Below are 19153 nucleotides of genomic sequence, written 5' to 3'. Positions count from 1 at the left end.
GCTGAACGACACGATGGCCGAGGCCGACATCGCCTATGTCGCGACGGCGGGCGCAGCCGGACTGGCGCTGGCGCTCAGCGCCTGGGCCGCGCGGCTGCGTGGACGGCTGGCCCGGCGCAATCGCCAGGTCGAGGCCGAACTGTCGATCGCGCGCGTCGCCATGGCCGATCGCGACGGGGCCCTGGCCGCCTTCGAGGACGTCCGGTTGTCGCTGTCGGCCGATAACCAGACCCGACGTCTGGGCGCGCCGGAGACCTGGATCGCCCTGATCGGCGATCTGACCGACAAGGACTGGGCCGAGGTCGAGCCGTCTCTGGTGGTGCTGGACGCCGTCCGCGCCGTCGCCGGACCTCGCCTCGACGCCCTGATCGACAAGGGCGAGGCGTTCGACGTCGTCATCGACGGACTGGGCGGGGCCTGGGCGGTCGAGGGGCGCTCCGGTGCCGGCTCGGCCTGGCTGCGGCTGTCGCGTCTGGGCCTCGTCGGCGCGGCGACCGAGAGCGGCCTGGGCCTGCTGGCCGACTCCTATCCGACTCCGACCTGGATCGCCGACGCGGCCGGGCGGCTGGCCTGGGTCAACAAGGCGTGGCTGGCCGAGATGAAGGCCGACAGCGTCGAAGTCGCCCGCGAGCGCGGCCTCAGCTTCGACCGTGGCGCTGACGCGATCGTCGCCGAGGCGGGCCGACTGAACCAGCGTCAGGAAGGTTTCCGCTGGACCACCGGCGGCGGTCGTCGCCGCGCCTGGCGCATCGTCGCCGAGCCGATCCAGGGCGGCGCCGTCCTGGCCTTCGCCCTCGACATGACCGAGGCCGAAGAGACGCGCGACACCCTGCGCCGCCACGTCGAGGCCCATGACGAGACGCTGAACCACTTGGCCGACGCGGTCGCCATCTTCGGCCCGTCCAGGCGGCTGGCCTTCCACAACACCGCCTTCCAGACCCTGTTCAACATCGACCCGGCGTGGCTGGACGAACGTCCCACCCATGCCGAACTGCTGGATCGCCTGCGCCAGCGCCGGATGCTGCCCGAAGTCATCGACTATGCCGGCTGGAAGGCGCGCGAACTGGACTTCTATGGCGCTACGGAAGCCGCGCCCGACGACAGCTGGTCACTGCCCGATGGGCGCACCCTGCGCGTGGTGCGCCAGCCGCACCCGCTGGGCGGAGTGCTGCTGCTGTTCTCGGACATCACCGACGAGCTGAAGCTGCGCAGTCGGTACAACGCCCAGATCCAGGTCCAGACCGCGACGCTCGACAAGTTGAACGACGCCGTCGCCGTGTTCGGTTCGGACGGCCGCATCCGCCTGCACAATGAGGCCTTCGACGGCTTCTGGGGCGTCACCGGCGAAGCGCTGGACGCCGCCGGCGATTTCGACGCCGTCGCCGCCCTGTGCCAGACCACCATGCCCGACCCCGCCCTGTGGCTGGGCCTCAAGGCGCGGGTCGCCGACCCCGATCCAGAAAGTCGCGTGCCGATCGCGGGCGAGGGTCGCACCGTCGACGGCCGCATCGCGTCGTGGCAGACCCGGCCGCTCCCCGACGGTGCCACTCTGGTCGCCTTTTCCGACGTCACCGCCCGACGAGGCCTGGAACAGGCGCTCGCCGCCAAGGCCGCCGCGCTGGACGAAAGCACCGCCCTGAAGCGCGAGTTCGTCGGCAGCGTCAGCTATGAGCTGCGCACCCCGCTGACGACCATCGTCGGCTATTCCGAACTGCTGGAAACCCTCGGCGACCTGCCCGAACGCAGCCGCCAGCACGCCGGGGCCATCCGCGTCGCGGCCAGCCAGCTGGCCCGCTCGATCGACGACGTTCTCGATATGGCCCAGATCGACGCCGGCGAGATGGAGCTTCAGCTCGGCGACGTCCGCGTCAGCGACCTGCTGGGCGACGCCGCCGATAAAGTCCGGAGCCGCGTTGAGGCGCGCGGCGCGACCCTGACCGTCGATTGCCCGACCAGCCTGAAGCCGATCCGCGCCGACGCCCAGCGCGTCGGGCAGGCTTTGGACCATCTGCTGGACAATGCGTCCCGGGCCATTTCCGAAGGCGGCGCGGTGACCCTCAGCGCCCAGGCGACGGCGAGCGAGGTCCGCATCCGCGTCGAGGACACCGGACGCGGCATTCCCTACCATCTGCAGGCCCATGTCTTCGACCGCTTCGTGCGGCGCGAGCGCGGCGGGCCGGGCGTCGGACTGGCGCTGGTCAAGGCGCTGGTCGAACTGCACGGCGGCTGGGCCGAGGTCGAAAGCGAACCCGGCAAGGGCGCGGCCTTCATCCTGCACCTGCCGCTGGAAGCCGCGGGGGTAGCGGCGGCGCCGGAACTTCGGTTGGGCGTGGCGAGTGGCGAATGACGAGTGGCGAGGAAGGCTCACCCGCTTTGACTCGAACCGATCCGCTCACTAACCACTCGCCACTCGCCACCTGGACGCCCCGATGGCCACCTCACCCGCCCCACTCAAGACCGCCCTCATCTACGACTTCGACGGCACGTTGGCGCGCGGCAACATGCAGGAGGTCAGCTTCATTCCGTCGATCGGCATGAAGCCGCAGGAATTCTGGGACAGTGTCTATCCTGAAACCCGGAAAGCCGACGGCGACGGCATCCTGATGTACATGCAGATGATGCTTCAGGCCGCCCGCAACCTCGGCCAGCCGGTGACCAGACAGGCCCTGCGCGACCACGGCCGCGACGTCGCCCTGTTCGAAGGCCTGCGCGACCTGTCGTGGTTCGATCGCATGAACGCCTACGGTGCCGAGGTCGGGCTGGAGATCGAGCACTACATCATCTCGGCCGGGCTGACCGAGATGATCGAGGGCTGCCCGATCGCCAGGGCCTTCCGCCACGTCTATGCGTCCAAATATGTCTATGACGCCGAGGACACGGCGATCTGGCCGGCGGTCGGCGTCAATTACACGACCAAGACCCAGTATCTGTTCCGCATCAACAAGGGCGTCTTCAACCACTGGGACGACGAGCGCATCAACCGCTTCATCCCGGACGATGAACGCCCCATCCCGTTCGAGCGGATGATCTTCCTCGGCGACGGCGACACCGACGTGCCGACCATGAAGATGATGCACACCAAGGGCGGCTTCTCCATCGCCGTCTACGACCCAGACAATACCCCGCGCGACACGCGCAAGATTCATCGTCTGATCTCGGAAGACCGGGTCAATTTCGTCGCCGCCGCCGACTATCGCGAGGGCACCGCCGTGGACCTGATCGTAAAGGGCCTGATCGGCCGCATCGCCGTCAACGCCGGGACGATGCTGGCCGATCTTTAAAGCGAAATCCGGGATCATCCTGGAGCCTGATTCACGGCATCACCGGAATCGCGAAGCGATCACTCCTCAACCGATCAGGTTCTAGCGGCCGCCTGCGCGTCTCCACGCTTCACGCGCGCCGGTCAGGCGGGAGGGTACGAGGCCGCGCAAGGACAGGCCTTGTCCGCCGCGCTTGAGGCCGATGTCCTGCCCCTTCTGCCAGGCCACCTGCACCTCGGTGGCGACGCCCAGCGCGACGTCGATGATCATGACGTCACGCGGCAGGGCGAGGCCCCGGTCGAGGCGCAGCGTCAGGCCCGCCGAGGACTGGTCGACGATCTGACAGGCGATCTCCAGGCCGGGCGCGATCACCACGCCCCGCAGGTTGCTGGGCTGGCGCGGCTCGAAGCGAAGATCCGACGGCTTAGTCATGCCTCGATAGACCCCGGACGGCGGCCCGGGTCCAGCGGAACCGTAACTTCGGCGCGGACCCCGCCCGACAGCATATGGCGGGTGACGCGTTCGAAATGCCGTATGAAGCCGCCGAGACGCTCGCGTTCCCCGTCCGGCAGGCGCGACGGGTGCACGCCCAGAAGGGCGGCTTCCTGCTCGCAGCGCCAGTCGATGACCACGTCGAAGCTCGGCGCCTTCAGGAACAGGACCGCATCGAAGCCGTCGACGAAGTCGCGGTAGGGACCGCCGACGAAGCCGTTCACGGCCGCGCGCCAAAGCCCGTCCGGATCGCCGTCCCGTTCCAGGGTATTGACCGGTTCGACCAGCGCCGCCGCGTCCTCCGCCGTCGCGCCGAGGCACCAGGCGTCGATCAGGATGGCGGCGGGACGCCCCGTGACGCGCCGCCACCGCTCGGCCGGCCGCCGGTCATCGCCGCGCTTGTCGAAATCTGGAATCAACGTCTCGTCATCCGACTCGGCGGAAGACAGGGCGTCGATCAACTGTTGCAGCAGGATCAGATCATGGGTCCCCGGCGGCCCGCGCGTCACGAACAGCGGATGGACCTCCTTGGCCATGGCCTCGCGTTCGGCCCGGGTCCGATAGACGTCGTCGATGGAGATCTGCGCGGCGCCGAACGCGTCCGCAGCCGCGCGCGCCAGCGTCGTCTTGCCCGACCCCTGCGCCCCGACCACGGCGATCAGCGGTGGTCGATCCGTCGGCCCTCGCGCGATGAGACGCCCCACCAGAGCGATGAGTTGGGGGTTCGCCCGACCCATGGCCGCGCTCAGTGCTGGCTCTCGGGCAGCCGCACGATCAGGCCGTCCAGGTCGTCGCTGACCCTGATCTGGCAGGACAGCCGGCTGTTGGGCTGCACATTGTCGGCGAAGTCCAGCATCGACTCCTCCATGGCCGAGGCGCGGCCCGTCTCCGACTGGAAGGCCTCGTCGACATAGACGTGGCAGGTGGCGCAGGCGCAGGCCCCGCCGCAGTCGGCGTCGATGCCGGGGACGTTGTTGCGGATCGCCCCCTCCATGACGGAGAGGCCGTTCTTGACCTCGACGACATGCTCGCGGCCGTCGTGTTCGATATAGGTAACTTTAGCCATTTCGGGTTCTTAGCGAGTAGCACGGCATTGGCAACATCGAGACTTCCAAACAAGCAGTAAGTGTGGTGATCTCTTTCTTATGCAACCGACACGCAGGGTGACTGTCTGGGTATCTCGTCGTGATCTCAAGATTGCTCAGCATCATACCGGCAAGGGAATCTCGGAAACCTGCCGGATAGCGCTACAGACGCTCGTGGATAGTCAGAGGAAGGCGAACCTCACTCCTACGCCTCTTGACCCCGCTTGAGAGCCTTTAAGTACGGCCGAAGCGCCGATCACTCCAACTTCCCGATAACGAGCAATGAAACCGGGTCGTTCACGCTTTCCGCCTCGCTCGGCCAGCCTAGGCCCGTGATCTGATCACGCCGCCACTTGCGTCTTCTTGCGCCCCGGGGCCACCATCAACTTCTTGGTCTCGGCGATGGCCTTGGCCGGGTTCAGGCCCTTGGGGCAGACCTGGGCGCAGTTCATGATGGTGTGACAGCGGTAGAGTTTGAACGGGTCCTCGAGGTCATCCAGGCGTTTGTCGGTGGCGTCGTCGCGGCTATCGGCGATCCAGCGGTAGGACTGAAGCAGGGCCGCCGGGCCCAGGAACTCGGTCTGGTTCCACCAGTAGCTCGGACAGGCGGTCGAGCAGCAGGCGCACAGGATGCATTCGTACAGGCCGTCCAGCTTGGCCCGGTCCTCGGGCAGCTGGATGCGCTCCTTCTCCGGGTCCGGCTCATCGGACTGGAGATACGGCTGGATAGAGTCGTACTGGGCGTAGAACAGGGTCATGTCCGTCACCAGATCCTTGACCACCGACTGGTGCGGCAAGGGCGCGATCGAGATGGTCGAGGACGAGCATTCGTCCCAGCCCTTGATGCAGGCCAGGGTGTTGCGCCCGTCGATGTTCATCGAGCACGAACCGCAGATGCCCTCGCGGCACGAGCGGCGGAAGGTCAGGGTCGGGTCGATCTCGTTCTTGATGTGGACCAGGGCGTCCAGCAGCATAGGCCCGTGGTCGTCGGACGAGACCTCGAAGCTGTCCCAGCGTGGGTCGGCATCGACCTCGGGGTCGTAGCGATAGACCTTGTAGGTCTTGACGTTCTTGCTGCCGGCCGTGGCCTTGTAGACCTTGCCGCGCGTGGGCTTGGAGCCCTTGGGGAGAGTCAGTTGGACCATCAGTACACCCGCGCCTTGGGCTCAATGTAATCGATGTCCCGGGACATCGTGTAGTTGTGGACCGGGCGGTAATCGATCGTCACCGCGTCGCCCGGGACCTTCCATGCGAGGGTGTGTTTCATCCATTCGACGTCGTCCCGGTCCGGATAGTCCTCGCGGGCGTGGGCCCCGCGGCTCTCGGTACGGTTCAGGGCGCTCTCGATGGTGACCACGGCCTGATCGATGAGGTTGTCGTATTCCATCGTCTCGACCAGATCGGTGTTCCAGATCAAGCCGCGGTCGGTTGTCTTGATGTCGTCGCCGGCAGAGTGAATGGCGCGCAGTTTTGCGGTTCCCTCCTCCAGCGTCGTGCCGGTGCGGAACACCGCCGCGTCCGACTGCATGGCGCGCTGCATGTCGATGCGCAGCTTCGCCGTCGGGGTGGAGCCATTGGCGTGACGGAAGCGGTCGAGCCGGGCCAGATGGCCGTCGGTGAGCGCGGCCGGGGCGTCCGGCACCCTCGACGCCTTGTCCACCACCTCGCCGGAGCGCAGGCCGGCGGCGCGGCCGAATACGACCAGGTCGGTCAGGGAGTTGGAGCCCAGACGGTTGGCGCCGTGCACCGAGACGCAGGCTGCCTCGCCCACGGCCATCAGGCCGGGCACCACGCTGTCGGCGTTGTCGCCGACCTTGGTCAGGACCTCGCCATGATAGTTGGTGGGGATGCCGCCCATATTGTAGTGAACGGTCGGGATGACCGGGATCGGCTGTTTTGTCACGTCGACGCCGGCGAAGATCCTGGCCGATTCCGAAATGCCCGGCAGCCTTTCGTGCAGCACGGCCGGATCGAGATGATCCAGGTGCAGGTTGATGTGGTCCCTGTTGGGTCCCACCCCGCGCCCCTCGCGGATCTCCATGGTCATGGAGCGGGAGACGACGTCGCGGCTGGCCAGATCCTTGGCCGAGGGGGCGTAGCGTTCCATGAACCGCTCCCCTTCCGAGTTGGTCAGGTAGCCGCCCTCGCCGCGCGCGCCCTCGGTGATCAGGCAGCCGGCGCCATAGATGCCGGTCGGGTGGAACTGAACGAACTCCATGTCCTGCAGCGGCAGGCCGGCGCGCAGCACCATGGCGTTGCCGTCGCCGGTGCAGGTGTGGGCCGAGGTGGCGCTGAAATAGGCCCGGCCATAGCCGCCGGTCGCCAGGATGACGAGCTTGGCGCGGAACCGGTGCATCGTGCCGTCGTCGAGCTTCCAGGCCGTCACGCCGGTACAGGCCTGGGTCCCGTCGGATTGGGGCTGCATGATCAGGTCGAGGCCGAAATACTCGATGAAGAACTCGACCTCGCGGCGGACCGACTGGCCGTACAGGGTGTGCAGGATGGCGTGGCCGGTTCGGTCGGCGGCGGCACAGGTGCGCTGCACCGGGCCCTCGCCGAAATTGCGGGTCATGCCGCCGAAGGCGCGCTGGTAGATCTTGCCCTCGTCGGTGCGGCTGAAGGGGACGCCCCAGTGCTCCAGCTCATAGACGGCCTTGGGCGCGTTGCGGACCAGGTATTCGATGGCGTCCTGGTCGCCCAGCCAGTCCGACCCCTTGACGGTGTCGTACATGTGCCACTGCCAGCTGTCCTCGCCCATGTTGCCGAGCGCGGCGGAGATGCCCCCCTGCGCCGCCACCGTGTGCGAACGGGTCGGGAAGACCTTGGTGACGCAGGCGACCTTCAGCCCCTGCTGGGCTGCGCCCAGGGCGGCGCGAAGACCCGAACCGCCCGCGCCGACGACGACGACGTCATAGGCGTGATCGACGAACTCGTAGCTAGCCATGCGCGGTCAAATCCCGAAACCGGCGGGCAGCGGCGCCGAACCCAGCGCCAGCCGCACGATGAAGAAGACTCCCGCCGCCGCGATCACGAGGCAGAGCAGGCCGATCAGGCCCAGGATCGCGCTGCGCGAGCCGGGCCTGTGGATATAATCGTCGACGATGACCTTGATGCCCATATTCATGTGCCAGAGGCTGACCAGCAGGGTCACGGCAAGCAGCACCGCATTGACCGGCGAGGCGAACCAGTCGCGCGCGCCCTCATAGCCGCCGCCCGACAGCGTGAAACCGGCCCACAAACCCCAAAGGGTCAGGGGCACCAGGATCAACGACGACAGCCGTTCGGCGGTCCATTCCCCGGCGCCGTGGCGCTCGGAGACCTTGACGCCCTTGATGTAGGCCTTGGCTTCGCGGCTCACAGCAAGACCCTCCCCGAGGCGAACAACAGCACCCAGAACGCCACCGCGCCCACGACGCCGAGGATCATCGAGGCCCACGACAGGGCGTCGGCGGTCTTCAATGACAGGCCGGCGCCGGCGTCCCAGATCAGGTGGCGGATGCCGCCGGCCAGGTGCAGGAACAGGGCGAGCGTCAGGCCGAACCAGACCAGCAGGCCCAGCGGAGACCCCATCCAGCCGGTGAAGGTCGCATAGGAATCGGGTCCGAAGGCCAGGGCCAGCAGCCACAAGGCGATCAGCACCGCCCCGACGGACAGGGCACTGCCGGTCATCCGGTTGAGGATCGAGGCGGCCATGGTCACGTGCCAGCGCCAGATTTGCAGATGGGGAGACAGGGGGCGGGGCCGGCCGTTGGGCTGGCGCACGAACCGCCCGGTCTGATCGTCGGCTGGATCGTTGGACGTGTCGCCCGACAAGGGAGAACTCGACATCTGCGAATGATTCTCAATGGGTTAGGCGGATTGAGCCGCCCGAAATCAGTGGTCTGGCTTTAGTCAGCGCGGACGTAAGGGTCAACGAACCGAACGCGGGTGCGGCGATGATGATCACAATTTCGCGCGAAGGACGCCCTCGCTTTGCATTCCGGCCAGATCGCGGCAGTCTGGGGTCATGTCGGGGATGTTGCTTGTCGCCTTCGCCGCCCTGCTGGTCCAGCAGGCGGCGCCGCACCCATCGACGCTGGAGCCCTACCGGGCGCCGGCGATACGTCCGTTCGAGCCGACATCCGACTTCGGCCGCGAGACCGCCCAAGGCGACGAGGCCGAAGCTTTGCATCGCGGGGCGCTGGAGGCGCCCGTGGCCGTGGACGACTATAAAGGCTCGTACGAATTCACCCCGACCGACGTGGAGATCGCTTATGAGCAGGGCGTCGCTGCGGCGGAAATCCGCACCGACCAGACAGCGGGGCCTCTGGACGGACGCTGGCTGGTCCGCGATGCGGAGGGCGGGACCCTGTTCGTCCTGGCGCTTACCGATGCGGACGGCGCGGCCGTGGAGGGGGGTTGGCGCCATGCCGGCCGGTCCGGAGCGGCCACCGCCGACGCGGGAACGCTGACTCTGGAAGGCGCGGGTTCTATCCGGCTGGAGCGGACCCCGCAGGGCTGGCGCGGGTCGATGTCCGGCCGCCCGGTGACGCTCAGCCGCCTGGACTGAGTCTGATCCGCGACGCCGCCGATTGCAGGGCCTCAGCGCCGTACGGAAGAGCCGCGCCCTTGCCCCATATCGGGTCCGGCCAATGACTGTCGTCGTGGCGGCGTCCGACCACATGCACATGCAACTGGGTCGTGACGTTGCCGAGCGCCGCGACGTTCAGCTTCTGCACGGGCCGCCCCGCCGCCTCGCCGAGCCTGCGGACGACCGCGCCCGCCCGGACGATCTCGTCCATCAGTCGCGCGCGTTGCGCCGGCTCGAGATCCTCCAGTTCCACCAGGCCCGGGTGGCGCGGGATCAGGATCAGCCACGGTAAGCGGGCGTCATCCTGAAGGCGGACCTGACAAAGCGGCCAGTCCATGACGACGACGGAACCGGCCTCAAAGGCGGGGTGAGGCGTGAAGGGGGCGCTCATCTTCATGGCGTCGCCCGGCGCGACCTGCGGGTCAAGCCACCGTGGCCGAGCCTATGACCCTTATAGATATTATCTATGGACAATTACGTTTCGCATCGTTGACTTTGTGCAGTGCACGCGCCATCTCGCAGTTGCGGTGCCACTCCCCATGGCGTCCCGGATTTTCCCCTATTCAGCACCATCAGGAGACAGCCATGCTGGGCGTCGGACAAAAACTGCCGGACTTCAAACTGGTCGGCGTCAAGCCGGGATTCAACAGCCACGAAGAGAACGGCGTCTCGGCCTTCGAGGCCTTGGATCAGGACAGTTTCGAAGGCAAATGGAAGGTCATTTTCTTCTACCCCAAGGATTTCACCTTCGTCTGCCCGACCGAGATCGCCGAGTTCGCCTCGCTGGCCCGTGATTTCGATGACCGCGACACCGTGGTTCTGGGCGGTTCGACCGACAACGAGTTCGTCAAACTGGCCTGGCGCCGCGACCACGCCGATCTGTCAAAGCTGCCGATCTGGCAGTTCGCCGACAACGGCGGCAAATTCGCCCGCGCTCTGGGCGTCCTCGACGAGGCCGAGGGCGTCGCCCTGCGCGCGACCTTCGTCGTCGATCCACACAACGTCGTGCAGCACGTCTATGTCACCAACCTGAATGTGGGCCGCGCCCCCGCCGACACCCTGCGTGTCGTCGACGCCCTGCAGACCGACGAGCTGTGCGCCTGCAACCGCCCGGTGGGCGGCGAGACGCTCGCTGCTTAAAGGCGGTTGATCGAGCGGTGGAAGGCGGCGATATTCGCGTCGCCGCCTTTACGCTGCTCGCTTTTTTTGGGCGCTATGCTCGGCTCGGGCAGCCTCGCGGCTTGAGCGCGGTCGTGCCCGGCAACCACGTGAGCTCCATAAGCGGCTCAAGTAGCGAGCGACCGCGTCGCGAGCGGTAGCCGCTTCCCGAAGGGAACCTGACAAAATGTCCATCGACGCCCTGCGCGACCTGATCCCGGCCTATGCCAGGGACATCTCGCTGAACCTGTCCTCGCTGGCCTCCGAAACGGTGCTGAACGACCAGCAGAAATGGGGCTGTTTCGTCGCCTCGGCCCATGCGATCGGCGTGGCCCCGGTGGTGAAGGCGGTCGAGGCCCAGGCGGCCACCGTTCTGTCGCCCGAGGCGATGAACGCGGCCAAATCAGCCGCCGCCATCATGGGCATGAACAACATCTACTACCGGTCGCTTCACCTGATGAAGAACCACGAATACACGACCATCCCCGCCCGTCTGCGGATGAACGTCCTGGCTAATCCGGGCGTAGACAAGATGGATTTTGAGCTGTGGTCCACGGCGGTGTCGGCGATCAACGGTTGCGGCGCCTGTCTCGACGCCCACGAGAGCGAGCTGCGCAAACACGGTGTTTCGGCAACCCAGGTCCAGGCGGCGCTGCGTATCGGCGCCGTGGTCCACGCCGCCAGCCGGATCGTCGCCTCGGAAGCGGCATTGGCGGACTAGGCAACCGGAGCGGCCCAGTCCGTGCCCTTGAGGACGGCGGCGTAAGTCCGGCTGACCGGCGCGGTCGATCCATCGGACAGGGTCAGGGCGCCCCGGCCGCCCTTCCAGCGCACGGCCTCGACCGCCGTGCGAGCGACCCACCAGGACCGATGGGTGCGAAAGCCGTCGGCGGCCGCGAGAGCAGAGAGCGCATCGGCGAACCGCATCAGGATCAGGTCAGAGCCCGCCACGGTTCGGATGCGCAGATAGTGGTCCTCCGCCTCGACGGCGACCAGAAGCGCCCGCGCCAGTCGGGGTGGTAGCCGGGTTCGGATGGCGGCCGGTGCCAGACCCTCAGGAACCGGCGGCGCATCGCGGCGGCGCAAGGCCTTGCGCGTCAACCAGGCCAGAACCACCACCGCGATATTGATTGTCAGGACGTCCGGCAGGACCTGCAGAATTCGCTCCGCCGAAAAACGCGCTCCGAAGAGTATCACGGGCAACAGCGAGATCCAGACGGCGATGGCCGGAGTCATGGCTGCCAGCTGGGCGAGCAGGAACAGTCGGGGACGCCCCGTCAGGCGGCGGGCGAGCGGCTGCTCGATTAGGGCTGCGATCACGCCACCACCGACCATGGCCAGTTGCCAGTATAGATACCGGAAGGGCGTCGGCGCACCCGCCGTGCCGAAGGGTGCCACCGCAGCCAGAAACAGGCCGAACAACACAAGGGCGACCAGTTCGGCCGCCCCTGACCGGCCGGCCTTGAGGTGCGCCAACCGTCTAATCGCCCCACCTGCCGTCACGTCCTGCTCCGTTCGCGACGGGAGCCGACCCGTTCGCGAAGACGAGGCTGACACGCTCCCCCGGCCCGGTTCAACCCATGCCGTCCACAACGGAGGCGGCGGCGTGACGAAAGTGATTGCGACAACATTGTTCGGGCTGATGGTCTTTCTGGCGCTAGGCGTGGCGCTCGTCAGTGCGCGCTATCTGCTGCCGGAGGTCCCGTTCCCGGCACCGCCGATGCTGGGCCAGATCGCCGATTGGCCCATGGCGGTGCTGGCCCATGTCGGCGGCGGTGTCACCGCCCTGGCGCTGGGGTCGTTCCAGCTGGTCACGCGGCGGGGACCCCGGCGAATCTGGCACCGCTGGGCCGGACGGACTTATGTTCTGGCCTGCCTGGTCGGTGCCGTCTCGGGCTTCTGGCTGGCACTGCACGTTTCGGCGGGGCCAGTGGCGACTGCGGGATTCGGCGGGTTGGCGATTGCATGGTTCGGGACCACTCTCATGGGCTGGCGAAAGGCCGTCGCAGGTGAGTTCACGCAGCATCGCCGCTGGATGATCCGTAGCCTCTCGCTCAGTTTTTCGGCGGTGATGCTGAGGATCATGCTGCCGCTGATCCCGCTGACTGGACTGGAGTTCGTCGAGGGCTATCGCGCGATATCCTTCCTTTGCTGGGTTCCCAATCTGCTGCTGGCGGAGGCGTGGCTGAGGACGCTCGGGCACCCCCCAATCAGGCTGACGTGAAGGTCAGCGGCGCGCCCCAGAACTGGCTGACCAGATCGGACTGAGGTCCCGCCTTGCCAGACGTCAGGAAGTCCCGGCGTCCGGTGGTGCCCAGCACATATTCGGGATGACGCCGGAAATAGCGCTCCAGCGAATCCGCGACGGCGGTCGGCTGGTGGATCACCGGCGTGCCGGGCGGCAGCGCGGCGGCGAACAGGTCGGCGACCATCTCATAATGGGTGCAGCCCAGGATGGCCTGGTCGGGATGGCGGCCGATGCGACGGCGCAGGGCGTCGACGTGGTCCTCGACCACGACCTTCAACTCCTCGGCCGGGGCGCCCAGCTCGATCAGCCCGGCCAGACCGGGGCAGGGTTCGGAAAAGACCGCCAGGTCCTCGCGCCGCTTGTCGATCTCGATCTCATAGACCCGGCTGTGGGCCGTAGCCGCCGTACAGAATACGCCGGTGATGTCGATGGCCTCGATCTTGTCGCCCAACGGCGCCCGCTCGGCCGCATGGGTCCAGGGCAGGCCGGTCGCCGCCTCGATGGTGGGAACGATGATGCCCAGCACATTGATCGCTCGCCCGTGCCGCGCCCGCGCCTCCGGCACCCAGGTCTGTTGCAGGCGGCGCAAGGCGATTGCCGAGGCCGTGTTGCAGGCCAGGACGATGACGCTGGCCCCGGCCTCGAACAGCCGCTCGCAGCCCGCCCGCGTCAGATCGACGATCTCCTCGCCGCCACGGCCGCCATACGGAGCGTTGGCCTGATCGGCCAGATAGACGAAGTTCCGCTTGGGAAACCGCCGTGTCAGTTCGCGGTGGACCGTCAGGCCCCCCACGCCGGAGTCGAATACGCCAATGGCCATGGCGCGCCTGTAGCCGGGCCGTCGACCGCCGTCCACCGACGAAGATTACGACCCGTTCATGTGACAGTCAGGGGCAGAGAGGCCTAGGTTGTCTGGAACGAATGCCAATGACGGAGTTTATCCCATGCACAGACGTCACCTTCTCGTCGCCGGGGGCAGTTTGCTCGCCCTGTCGGCCTGCGCCTCGAACGGAATGCCCGCAGGCGGAGGAACCCCGCCCGCGACCCTGATCGCCGACGCCGCCGCCGCGCGCGCAGTCCTGCCCGTCCAGACGCCCCAGGCCGAGTTGCTGCGGGTCTGGACCGGCCCCTTTGAGGGCGTGCCCCCATGGGGTCAGGTCACCGCGCCCAAGCTGAAGGCCGCCCTGATCGAGGGGATCGCGCTGCGCAAGGCCGAGGTCGAGGCCATCGCCAACAACCCCGAACCGGCGACTTTCGCCAACACCCTTGTGGCCCAGCAGCTGGCGGGCCAGCCGCTGCAACGCGCCAGCGCCCTTTACGGCGTGATGACCTCAAACATCGGCTCGGCTGACTATCAGGCCATGGACCGCGAAGTTTCACCGCTGTTGTCGGCTGCCGGCGACGAGATCACCTTCAATGAAAAGCTGTTCCTGCGCATCAAGACCATTGCCGACGGTGCCGCAGCCGCAGGGCTGAGCGCCGAACAGGCCCGGTTGGCGGCGCGCAGCCGCGACAACTTCATCCGTAACGGCGCGGCCCTGAACGCTGTCCAGAAGGCCGAGCTGGGCCGCATCAACACCGCCCTGTCCAACGCCTTCACCAGTTTCGGCCAGAAGGTCGTGGCCGACGAGAACGCCTGGACGCTGATCCCCGCCGAAGCCGGCGTCGCCGGCCTGCCGGCGTCGAACAAGGCCGCCGCCGCCGGCGCCGCGCGGTCGCGCAATCTTCAGGGCTGGGCCATCGTCAATACCCGTTCCAGCGTCGATCCCTTCCTGAGCTTCGGCGACGACCGGGCCCTGCGCGAGCAGGTCTGGCGCAAATTCGTCAATCGCGGCGACAACGGCGACGCCAACGACACCAACGCCCTCATCGCCGAGATCGTCGGCCTGAGAGACCAGCGCGCCAGGCTGCTGGGCTTCGGCAACCACGCCGAATGGCGAATGCAGGACACCATGGCCAGGACCCCGGCCGCAGCCATGGGACTGATGATGCGCGTCTGGCCGGCCGCCGTCGCGCGGGTCAGCGAGGAAGTCGCCGACATGCAAGCCGTCGCCGGTCACGACATCGAGCCGTGGGACTACCTCTACTATGCGGAGAAGGTCCGGAAGCAGAAATACGACCTCGATCAGAACGAGCTGAAGCCGTATTTCGAACTGGGCAACGTCAAGCGGGGTGCCTTCTATATGGCCGAACGCCTGTACGGCTTCGGCTTCGCCCCGCTGGCCAAGGGCACGGTTCCGGGCTTCCACCCCGACGTCGAGGTGTTCGAGGTCACGGACAAGGCGACGGGTCGCCACATCGGCCTGTTCTATTCCGACGACTTCTCGCGCGCCGGCAAGCGCTCGGGTGCCTGGGCCACGACCTACCGCAGCTATTCGACCTTCGACGGACCGAAGAACGTCCTGTCGTCCAACAACAACAACTTCACCAAGGCCGAGGGCGGTGAACCGATCCTGATCTCGCTGGACGACGCCCGGACCCTGTTCCACGAATTCGGCCACGCCCTGCACTCGCTGTCGGCCAGCTACACCTATCCGGCGCTGGGCGGCACGCCGCGCGACTATGTCGAGTATCCGTCGCAGGTGCACGAGCACTGGGTGCTGAGCCGGCCCATCCTCGATGGCTTCATGAAGCATGTGGAAACAGGCCAGACCATGCCGCAGTCTCTGGTCGACAAGATCGAGGCGTCGGGCACCTTCAACCAGGGCTATGACACGGTCAGCTATCTGTCCTCGGCCCTGGTCGACATGGACCTGCACACCCAGGCCACGCCGCCCACCGACATCGACGCCTTCGAACGCGCGAGCCTGGCGCGTTACGGCATGCCGAAGGAGATCGTGATGCGGCACCGCCTGCCGCAGTTCAATCACCTGTTCACCTCGGACGCCTATTCGGCCGGGTATTATTCCTACCTCTGGTCAGAGGTCATGGACGCCGACACCTGGGCCTATTTCGAGGAGTCGGGCGACGTCTTCAATCCGGACATCGCGGCCCGCTTCAAAGCCGTCATCCTGGCCGAGGGCAACACCACCGACCGCGCCGAGGCCTATCGCCGCTTCCGCGGCCGGGACCCGGATGTGACGGCCCTGCTGAAGGTGCGGGGCTTCCCGACATCTTAAGGTCCCTGACGCCCTCCGGGCTGCTTGTGGGCGACTTCGTAGGGGCCCTGCCGCGCTGGCGCGCTGCTTGAGGGCGACGCGCAAGTCGCGGGTTTAGAATCGGAAAGGGGCCGGCGGATGGATCCGCCGGCCCCTTTGCCTGGATGGCTGAACCCGTCAGGCGACGATGGGCAGGCGGCTGAGGGCGTAGTCCACCCGGACCGCGCCGGGCAGTTGCCGCACGGCTTCGGCACGAACCGCGGCCTGGCAGAAGGCACGATCGCTGATGAGGCTGCCCGGAGTGCGGGCGTCGCGGCACAGCTTGCGCGCGGCGGCGTCGATCCGCGCGTCGAAGGCGTCGGCCCCGGAGGCGCTGGCCATGTTCAGATCACCCCATTTGATGCGGGCATCCTGGGCCGAAGCGGCTCCTGCGGCGGTGGTCAACATCAGGGCGGCGGCGAGAGGAACGAGGATCTTCATGACGATCTCCTGGGAGAGCAACGTCGCTCTTGGCGGCGACGGGGCGGGAGATACGGTGATGCTGTTGCAGCCCCGTGAGCGTTTCGCGGCGGAATAGCGACGCTGCATGAATTCGCCGAAAGGTGACCGCCGTTCACGGGTCATGAGCCCCCCGCCTTGTCTTTGCCCCGCTTTTCGCTCATAAGCCGCCGCTTCCGACGCAAGTGAACCTCGCGTCTCCACCGGGACGACCCTCATTTCGATGAGACGAGCCCGGCGAGAAACCTCTGCCGACGTGATCGTCGCCAGAGGCTATTTCTCTATGGGGACCGGGCCGCCCATCGGAACTGAGTGGCCCATTTTCTGGATTCAGGTCGTCGTGACCTAGAAGCGGAAATGGGCATGAGGTTGTGAATGTTCGAGGCTCTGAACGAGCGGCTGACAGGCGTCTTCGACCGGATCACCGGGCGCGGTGCCCTGTCCGAGAAGGACGTGGCCGAGGCGATGCGCGAGGTGCGCGTGGCACTGCTCGAGGCCGACGTCGCCCTGCCCGTCGTCAAGGACTTCATCGCCTTCGCCACCGAACGCGCCACCGGCGAGGACGTGATCCGTTCGGTCAAGCCGGCCGATCAGGTGGTCAAGATCGTCTATGACGGCCTGGTCGAGATGCTGGGCGGGGATGAGCCAACCCCGATCAATCTGAACGCCACGCCGCCCGCCGTCATCCTGATGGCCGGCCTGCAGGGTTCGGGCAAGACGACGACCTCGGCCAAGCTGGCGCTGCGGCTGACCAAGTTCGACCGCAAGAAGGTCATGATGGCCTCGCTGGACACGCGTCGTCCGGCGGCCATGGAGCAGCTGCAGACCCTCGGCAAACAGATCGAGGTCGCCACCCTGCCGATCGTGGCGGGCGAGTCGCCGATCCAGATCACAAGGCGCGCGCTGCAGTCCGCGAAACTCCAGGGCTTCGACGTCCTGATCCTCGACACCGCCGGCCGGATCACGCTGGACGAGGCCCTGATGGCCGAGGTGGCCGAGGTCGCAGCCGTCTCCCGGCCCGTCGAGACCCTGCTGGTCGCCGACAGCCTGACCGGCCAGGACGCGGTGCGCACTGCCAAGGCCTTCCACGACCGCCTGCCGCTGACCGGCCTGGTTCTGACCCGCGCCGACGGCGACGGGCGCGGCGGGGCCATGCTGTCTATGCGCGCCGTCACCGGCCTGCCGATCAAATACATCGGCGCGGGCGAGAAGGTCGACGCGCTCGAGGTGTTCGACGCCCGCCGCGTCGCCGGCCGCATCCTGGGTCAGGGGGACATCGTCGCCCTGGTCGAGAAGGCCAGCCAGGACCTCGACCACTCCAAGGCCGAGGCCATGGCCAGGAAGCTGGCCAAGGGCCAGTTCGACCTGAACGACCTGGCCGCCCAACTGCAACAGATGAAGAAGATGGGGGGGCTTCAGGGCATCATGGGCATGCTTCCGGGCGTGGCCAAGATGAAGGCCCAGATGGCCGGCGCCAACATCGACGACCGCATGATCCTGCGCCAGGAAGCCATCATCTCTTCGATGACCAGGCTGGAGCGAAAGAAGCCCGACCTGCTCAACGCCAGCCGCAAGAAGCGCGTCGCCGCCGGCGCCGGCGTCGAGGTCCAGGACATCAACCGCCTGCTCAAACAGCACCGCCAGATGGCCGACATGGTCAAGTCGATGTCGCGCGGTGGCGGCAAGGGCATGAAGCAGATGGCCGCCATGATGGGCGGTCTCGGCGGAGGCATGCCCGGCCAGATCCCTGGAATGGGGGGCGGTGGCCCCGACATGGCCCGACTCAAGGCTATGGGCGGCGGCAAGATGCCCGAGCCCAGCGCCGACGAAATGAAAGCCCTCCAGGACCGCATCGCGGGTCTGGGCGGCGGACAACTTCCGGGTCTTCCGGGTCTGCCCGGCCTGCCCAAGAAATAGCCTTCCCTCTCAAGACATAATCCGACTTAACGAAAGAGACTGAAAATGCTGAAGATTCGTCTGGCCCGCGGCGGCGCCAAGAAGCGCCCCTACTATTACATCGTCGTCGCCGACAGCCACTCGCCGCGCGACGGCAAATTCATCGAGCGCGTCGGCACCTACAACCCGATGCTGCCCCGCGACGGCGAAAAGCCCCGCGTGACGCTGAAGGCCGACCGGATCGCCGAATGGCTCGGCAAGGGTGCCCAGCCCACCGACCGCGTCGCCCGTTTCCTGAGCCAGGACGAAGCCTTGAAGGACACGGTCAAGTGGACCCAGTCCAACAATCCCAAGAAGGCCGAACCGGGCAAAAAGGCCCAGGAACGCTCGGCCGAGCGCGCCCAGCGTGAAGCCGACCGCGCCGAAGCCGAAGCCGCTGCCAAGGTGGAAGCCGCCGAAGCCGCCGTCCGCGCCAAGGAAGACGCCGCCGCCGCCGCTGAAGCCGCCAAGAACGCGCCGGCTCCCGAGCCCGAAGTCGTTGCTGAAGAGGCCCCGGCCGAAGCCGTTGCTGAAGATGCTCCGGCTGCCGCCGAGGCTACTGCCGAAGAGGCTCCGGCCGCTGAAGCCGTGACGGAAGACGCCCCGGCTGCCGAAGCTGTTGCCGAAGCCATTACGGAAGAAGCCCCGGCTGAAGCCACTGCTGAAGACGCTCCCGCTGCTGAAGCCGCCGTCGAGGAAGCCCCGGCCGCCGAAGCCACTGACGAAGAGAAAACCGAGGCCTGATTGGCCTCCCTCTCCCGGCGGGAGAGGGCTTGAGCGCACGACGGCCGCAAGGGCGTCGCCTTGGC

General features: G+C 67.1%; 19 protein-coding genes and 1 pseudogene. 9 read left to right on the top strand and 11 right to left on the bottom strand.

Features of this window, described 5'->3' with window-relative positions:
- Positions 1 to 13 precede the first annotated feature (13 nt).
- Positions 14 to 2347 (top strand): ATP-binding protein, encoded by a 2334-nt coding sequence (locus ACESMO_RS12375; RefSeq protein ID WP_372708451.1) that lies wholly within the window; start codon positions 14 to 16, stop codon positions 2345 to 2347.
- Positions 2348 to 2429: 82 nt separating this feature from the next.
- Entirely contained in the window at positions 2430 to 3281 is an 852-nt protein-coding gene (locus tag ACESMO_RS12370; protein WP_372708450.1) for a haloacid dehalogenase-like hydrolase, read from the top strand.
- Positions 3282 to 3362: 81 nt separating this feature from the next.
- Here the strand turns inward: ACESMO_RS12370 and ACESMO_RS12365 are convergent, their stop codons facing one another.
- From ACESMO_RS12365 to sdhC, 7 genes are all read right to left on the bottom strand, one after another.
- A complete protein-coding gene (locus ACESMO_RS12365; RefSeq protein ID WP_372708449.1) occupies positions 3363 to 3692 on the bottom strand; it encodes a PilZ domain-containing protein in 330 nt (109 codons plus the stop codon).
- Positions 3689 to 4489: a kinase gene (locus ACESMO_RS12360; RefSeq protein WP_372708448.1), complete on the bottom strand. Its 801-nt coding sequence runs from the start codon at positions 4487 to 4489 to the stop codon at positions 3689 to 3691. The genes ACESMO_RS12365 and ACESMO_RS12360 overlap by 4 nt, the downstream gene beginning before the upstream one ends.
- An 8-nt stretch (positions 4490 to 4497) precedes the next feature.
- Entirely contained in the window at positions 4498 to 4818 is a 321-nt protein-coding gene (locus tag ACESMO_RS12355; protein WP_372708447.1) for a 2Fe-2S iron-sulfur cluster-binding protein, read from the bottom strand.
- 360 nt (positions 4819 to 5178) lie between these two features.
- Entirely contained in the window at positions 5179 to 5982 is an 804-nt protein-coding gene (locus ACESMO_RS12350; protein ID WP_372708446.1) for a succinate dehydrogenase iron-sulfur subunit, read from the bottom strand.
- The gene (gene sdhA, locus ACESMO_RS12345) at positions 5982 to 7781 is read right to left on the bottom strand and encodes a succinate dehydrogenase flavoprotein subunit (RefSeq protein WP_372708445.1); all 1800 of its coding nucleotides are present in this window, start codon (positions 7779 to 7781) and stop codon (positions 5982 to 5984) included. The genes ACESMO_RS12350 and sdhA overlap by 1 nt, the downstream gene beginning before the upstream one ends.
- 6 nt (positions 7782 to 7787) lie before the next feature.
- The gene (gene sdhD, locus ACESMO_RS12340; RefSeq protein ID WP_372708444.1) at positions 7788 to 8195 is read right to left on the bottom strand and encodes a succinate dehydrogenase, hydrophobic membrane anchor protein; all 408 of its coding nucleotides are present in this window, start codon (positions 8193 to 8195) and stop codon (positions 7788 to 7790) included.
- Complete coding sequence (gene sdhC, locus ACESMO_RS12335) at positions 8192 to 8665, bottom strand: succinate dehydrogenase, cytochrome b556 subunit (protein ID WP_372708442.1); 474 nt, start codon at positions 8663 to 8665, stop codon at positions 8192 to 8194. Before sdhC ends, sdhD begins: the two co-directional genes overlap by 4 nt.
- 178 nt (positions 8666 to 8843) lie before the next feature.
- Between sdhC and ACESMO_RS12330 the strand changes: the two genes are divergently transcribed.
- Positions 8844 to 9386, top strand: coding sequence for a hypothetical protein (locus ACESMO_RS12330; RefSeq protein ID WP_372708441.1), 543 nt, complete (start codon positions 8844 to 8846; stop codon positions 9384 to 9386).
- Here the strand turns inward: ACESMO_RS12330 and ACESMO_RS12325 are convergent.
- The gene (locus ACESMO_RS12325; RefSeq protein ID WP_372708440.1) at positions 9370 to 9804 is read right to left on the bottom strand and encodes an HIT domain-containing protein; all 435 of its coding nucleotides are present in this window, start codon (positions 9802 to 9804) and stop codon (positions 9370 to 9372) included. The two genes, ACESMO_RS12330 and ACESMO_RS12325, sit on opposite strands and share 17 nt — an antisense overlap.
- Positions 9805 to 9992: 188 nt before the next feature.
- On the opposite strand from ACESMO_RS12325, the gene ACESMO_RS12320 reads away from it, so the two are divergent.
- Both ACESMO_RS12320 and ACESMO_RS12315 read left to right on the top strand, forming a co-directional pair.
- Complete coding sequence (locus ACESMO_RS12320; protein WP_372708439.1) at positions 9993 to 10547, top strand: peroxiredoxin; 555 nt, start codon at positions 9993 to 9995, stop codon at positions 10545 to 10547.
- A gap of 205 nt (positions 10548 to 10752) precedes the next feature.
- The gene (locus ACESMO_RS12315) at positions 10753 to 11286 is read left to right on the top strand and encodes a carboxymuconolactone decarboxylase family protein (protein ID WP_372708438.1); all 534 of its coding nucleotides are present in this window, start codon (positions 10753 to 10755) and stop codon (positions 11284 to 11286) included.
- On the opposite strand, the gene ACESMO_RS12310 is transcribed toward ACESMO_RS12315, so the two are convergent.
- Positions 11283 to 12041, bottom strand: coding sequence for a LytTR family DNA-binding domain-containing protein (locus tag ACESMO_RS12310; RefSeq protein WP_372708437.1), 759 nt, complete (start codon positions 12039 to 12041; stop codon positions 11283 to 11285). The two genes, ACESMO_RS12315 and ACESMO_RS12310, sit on opposite strands and share 4 nt — an antisense overlap.
- A gap of 130 nt (positions 12042 to 12171) precedes the next feature.
- Between ACESMO_RS12310 and ACESMO_RS12305 the strand changes: the two genes are divergently transcribed.
- The gene (locus tag ACESMO_RS12305; protein WP_372708436.1) at positions 12172 to 12789 is read left to right on the top strand and encodes a DUF2306 domain-containing protein; all 618 of its coding nucleotides are present in this window, start codon (positions 12172 to 12174) and stop codon (positions 12787 to 12789) included.
- Here the strand turns inward: ACESMO_RS12305 and ACESMO_RS12300 are convergent.
- Positions 12776 to 13633 carry a glutamate racemase gene (locus ACESMO_RS12300; protein WP_372708435.1) on the bottom strand — a complete coding sequence of 286 codons (858 nt, stop codon included), beginning with the start codon at positions 13631 to 13633 and terminating at the stop codon, positions 12776 to 12778. The genes ACESMO_RS12305 and ACESMO_RS12300 overlap by 14 nt on opposite strands.
- Positions 13634 to 13757: 124 nt before the next feature.
- On the opposite strand from ACESMO_RS12300, the gene ACESMO_RS12295 reads away from it, so the two are divergent.
- Positions 13758 to 15932 (top strand): M3 family metallopeptidase, encoded by a 2175-nt coding sequence (locus ACESMO_RS12295; RefSeq protein ID WP_372708434.1) that lies wholly within the window; start codon positions 13758 to 13760, stop codon positions 15930 to 15932.
- 156 nt (positions 15933 to 16088) lie between these two features.
- On the opposite strand, the gene ACESMO_RS12290 is transcribed toward ACESMO_RS12295, so the two are convergent.
- Positions 16089 to 16391: a UrcA family protein gene (locus tag ACESMO_RS12290; RefSeq protein ID WP_372708433.1), complete on the bottom strand. Its 303-nt coding sequence runs from the start codon at positions 16389 to 16391 to the stop codon at positions 16089 to 16091.
- A gap of 393 nt (positions 16392 to 16784) precedes the next feature.
- Between ACESMO_RS12290 and ffh the strand changes: the two genes are divergently transcribed.
- Both ffh and rpsP read left to right on the top strand, forming a co-directional pair.
- On the top strand, positions 16785 to 18326 hold the full coding sequence (ffh, locus tag ACESMO_RS12285) for a signal recognition particle protein (RefSeq protein ID WP_372708432.1): 1542 nt from the start codon (positions 16785 to 16787) through the stop codon (positions 18324 to 18326).
- Between the two features lie 45 nt (positions 18327 to 18371).
- Positions 18372 to 18929: pseudogene (gene rpsP, locus ACESMO_RS12280) on the top strand (30S ribosomal protein S16); the annotation flags it as partial.
- Between the last annotated feature and the right edge of the window lie 224 nt (positions 18930 to 19153).

Source organism: Brevundimonas sp., from assembly GCF_041688735.1.
Classification (GTDB): domain Bacteria; phylum Pseudomonadota; class Alphaproteobacteria; order Caulobacterales; family Caulobacteraceae; genus Brevundimonas.
The sequence above is the reverse complement of the archived record's forward strand: the minus strand, read 5'-3'. Positions and strand labels throughout refer to the sequence as shown.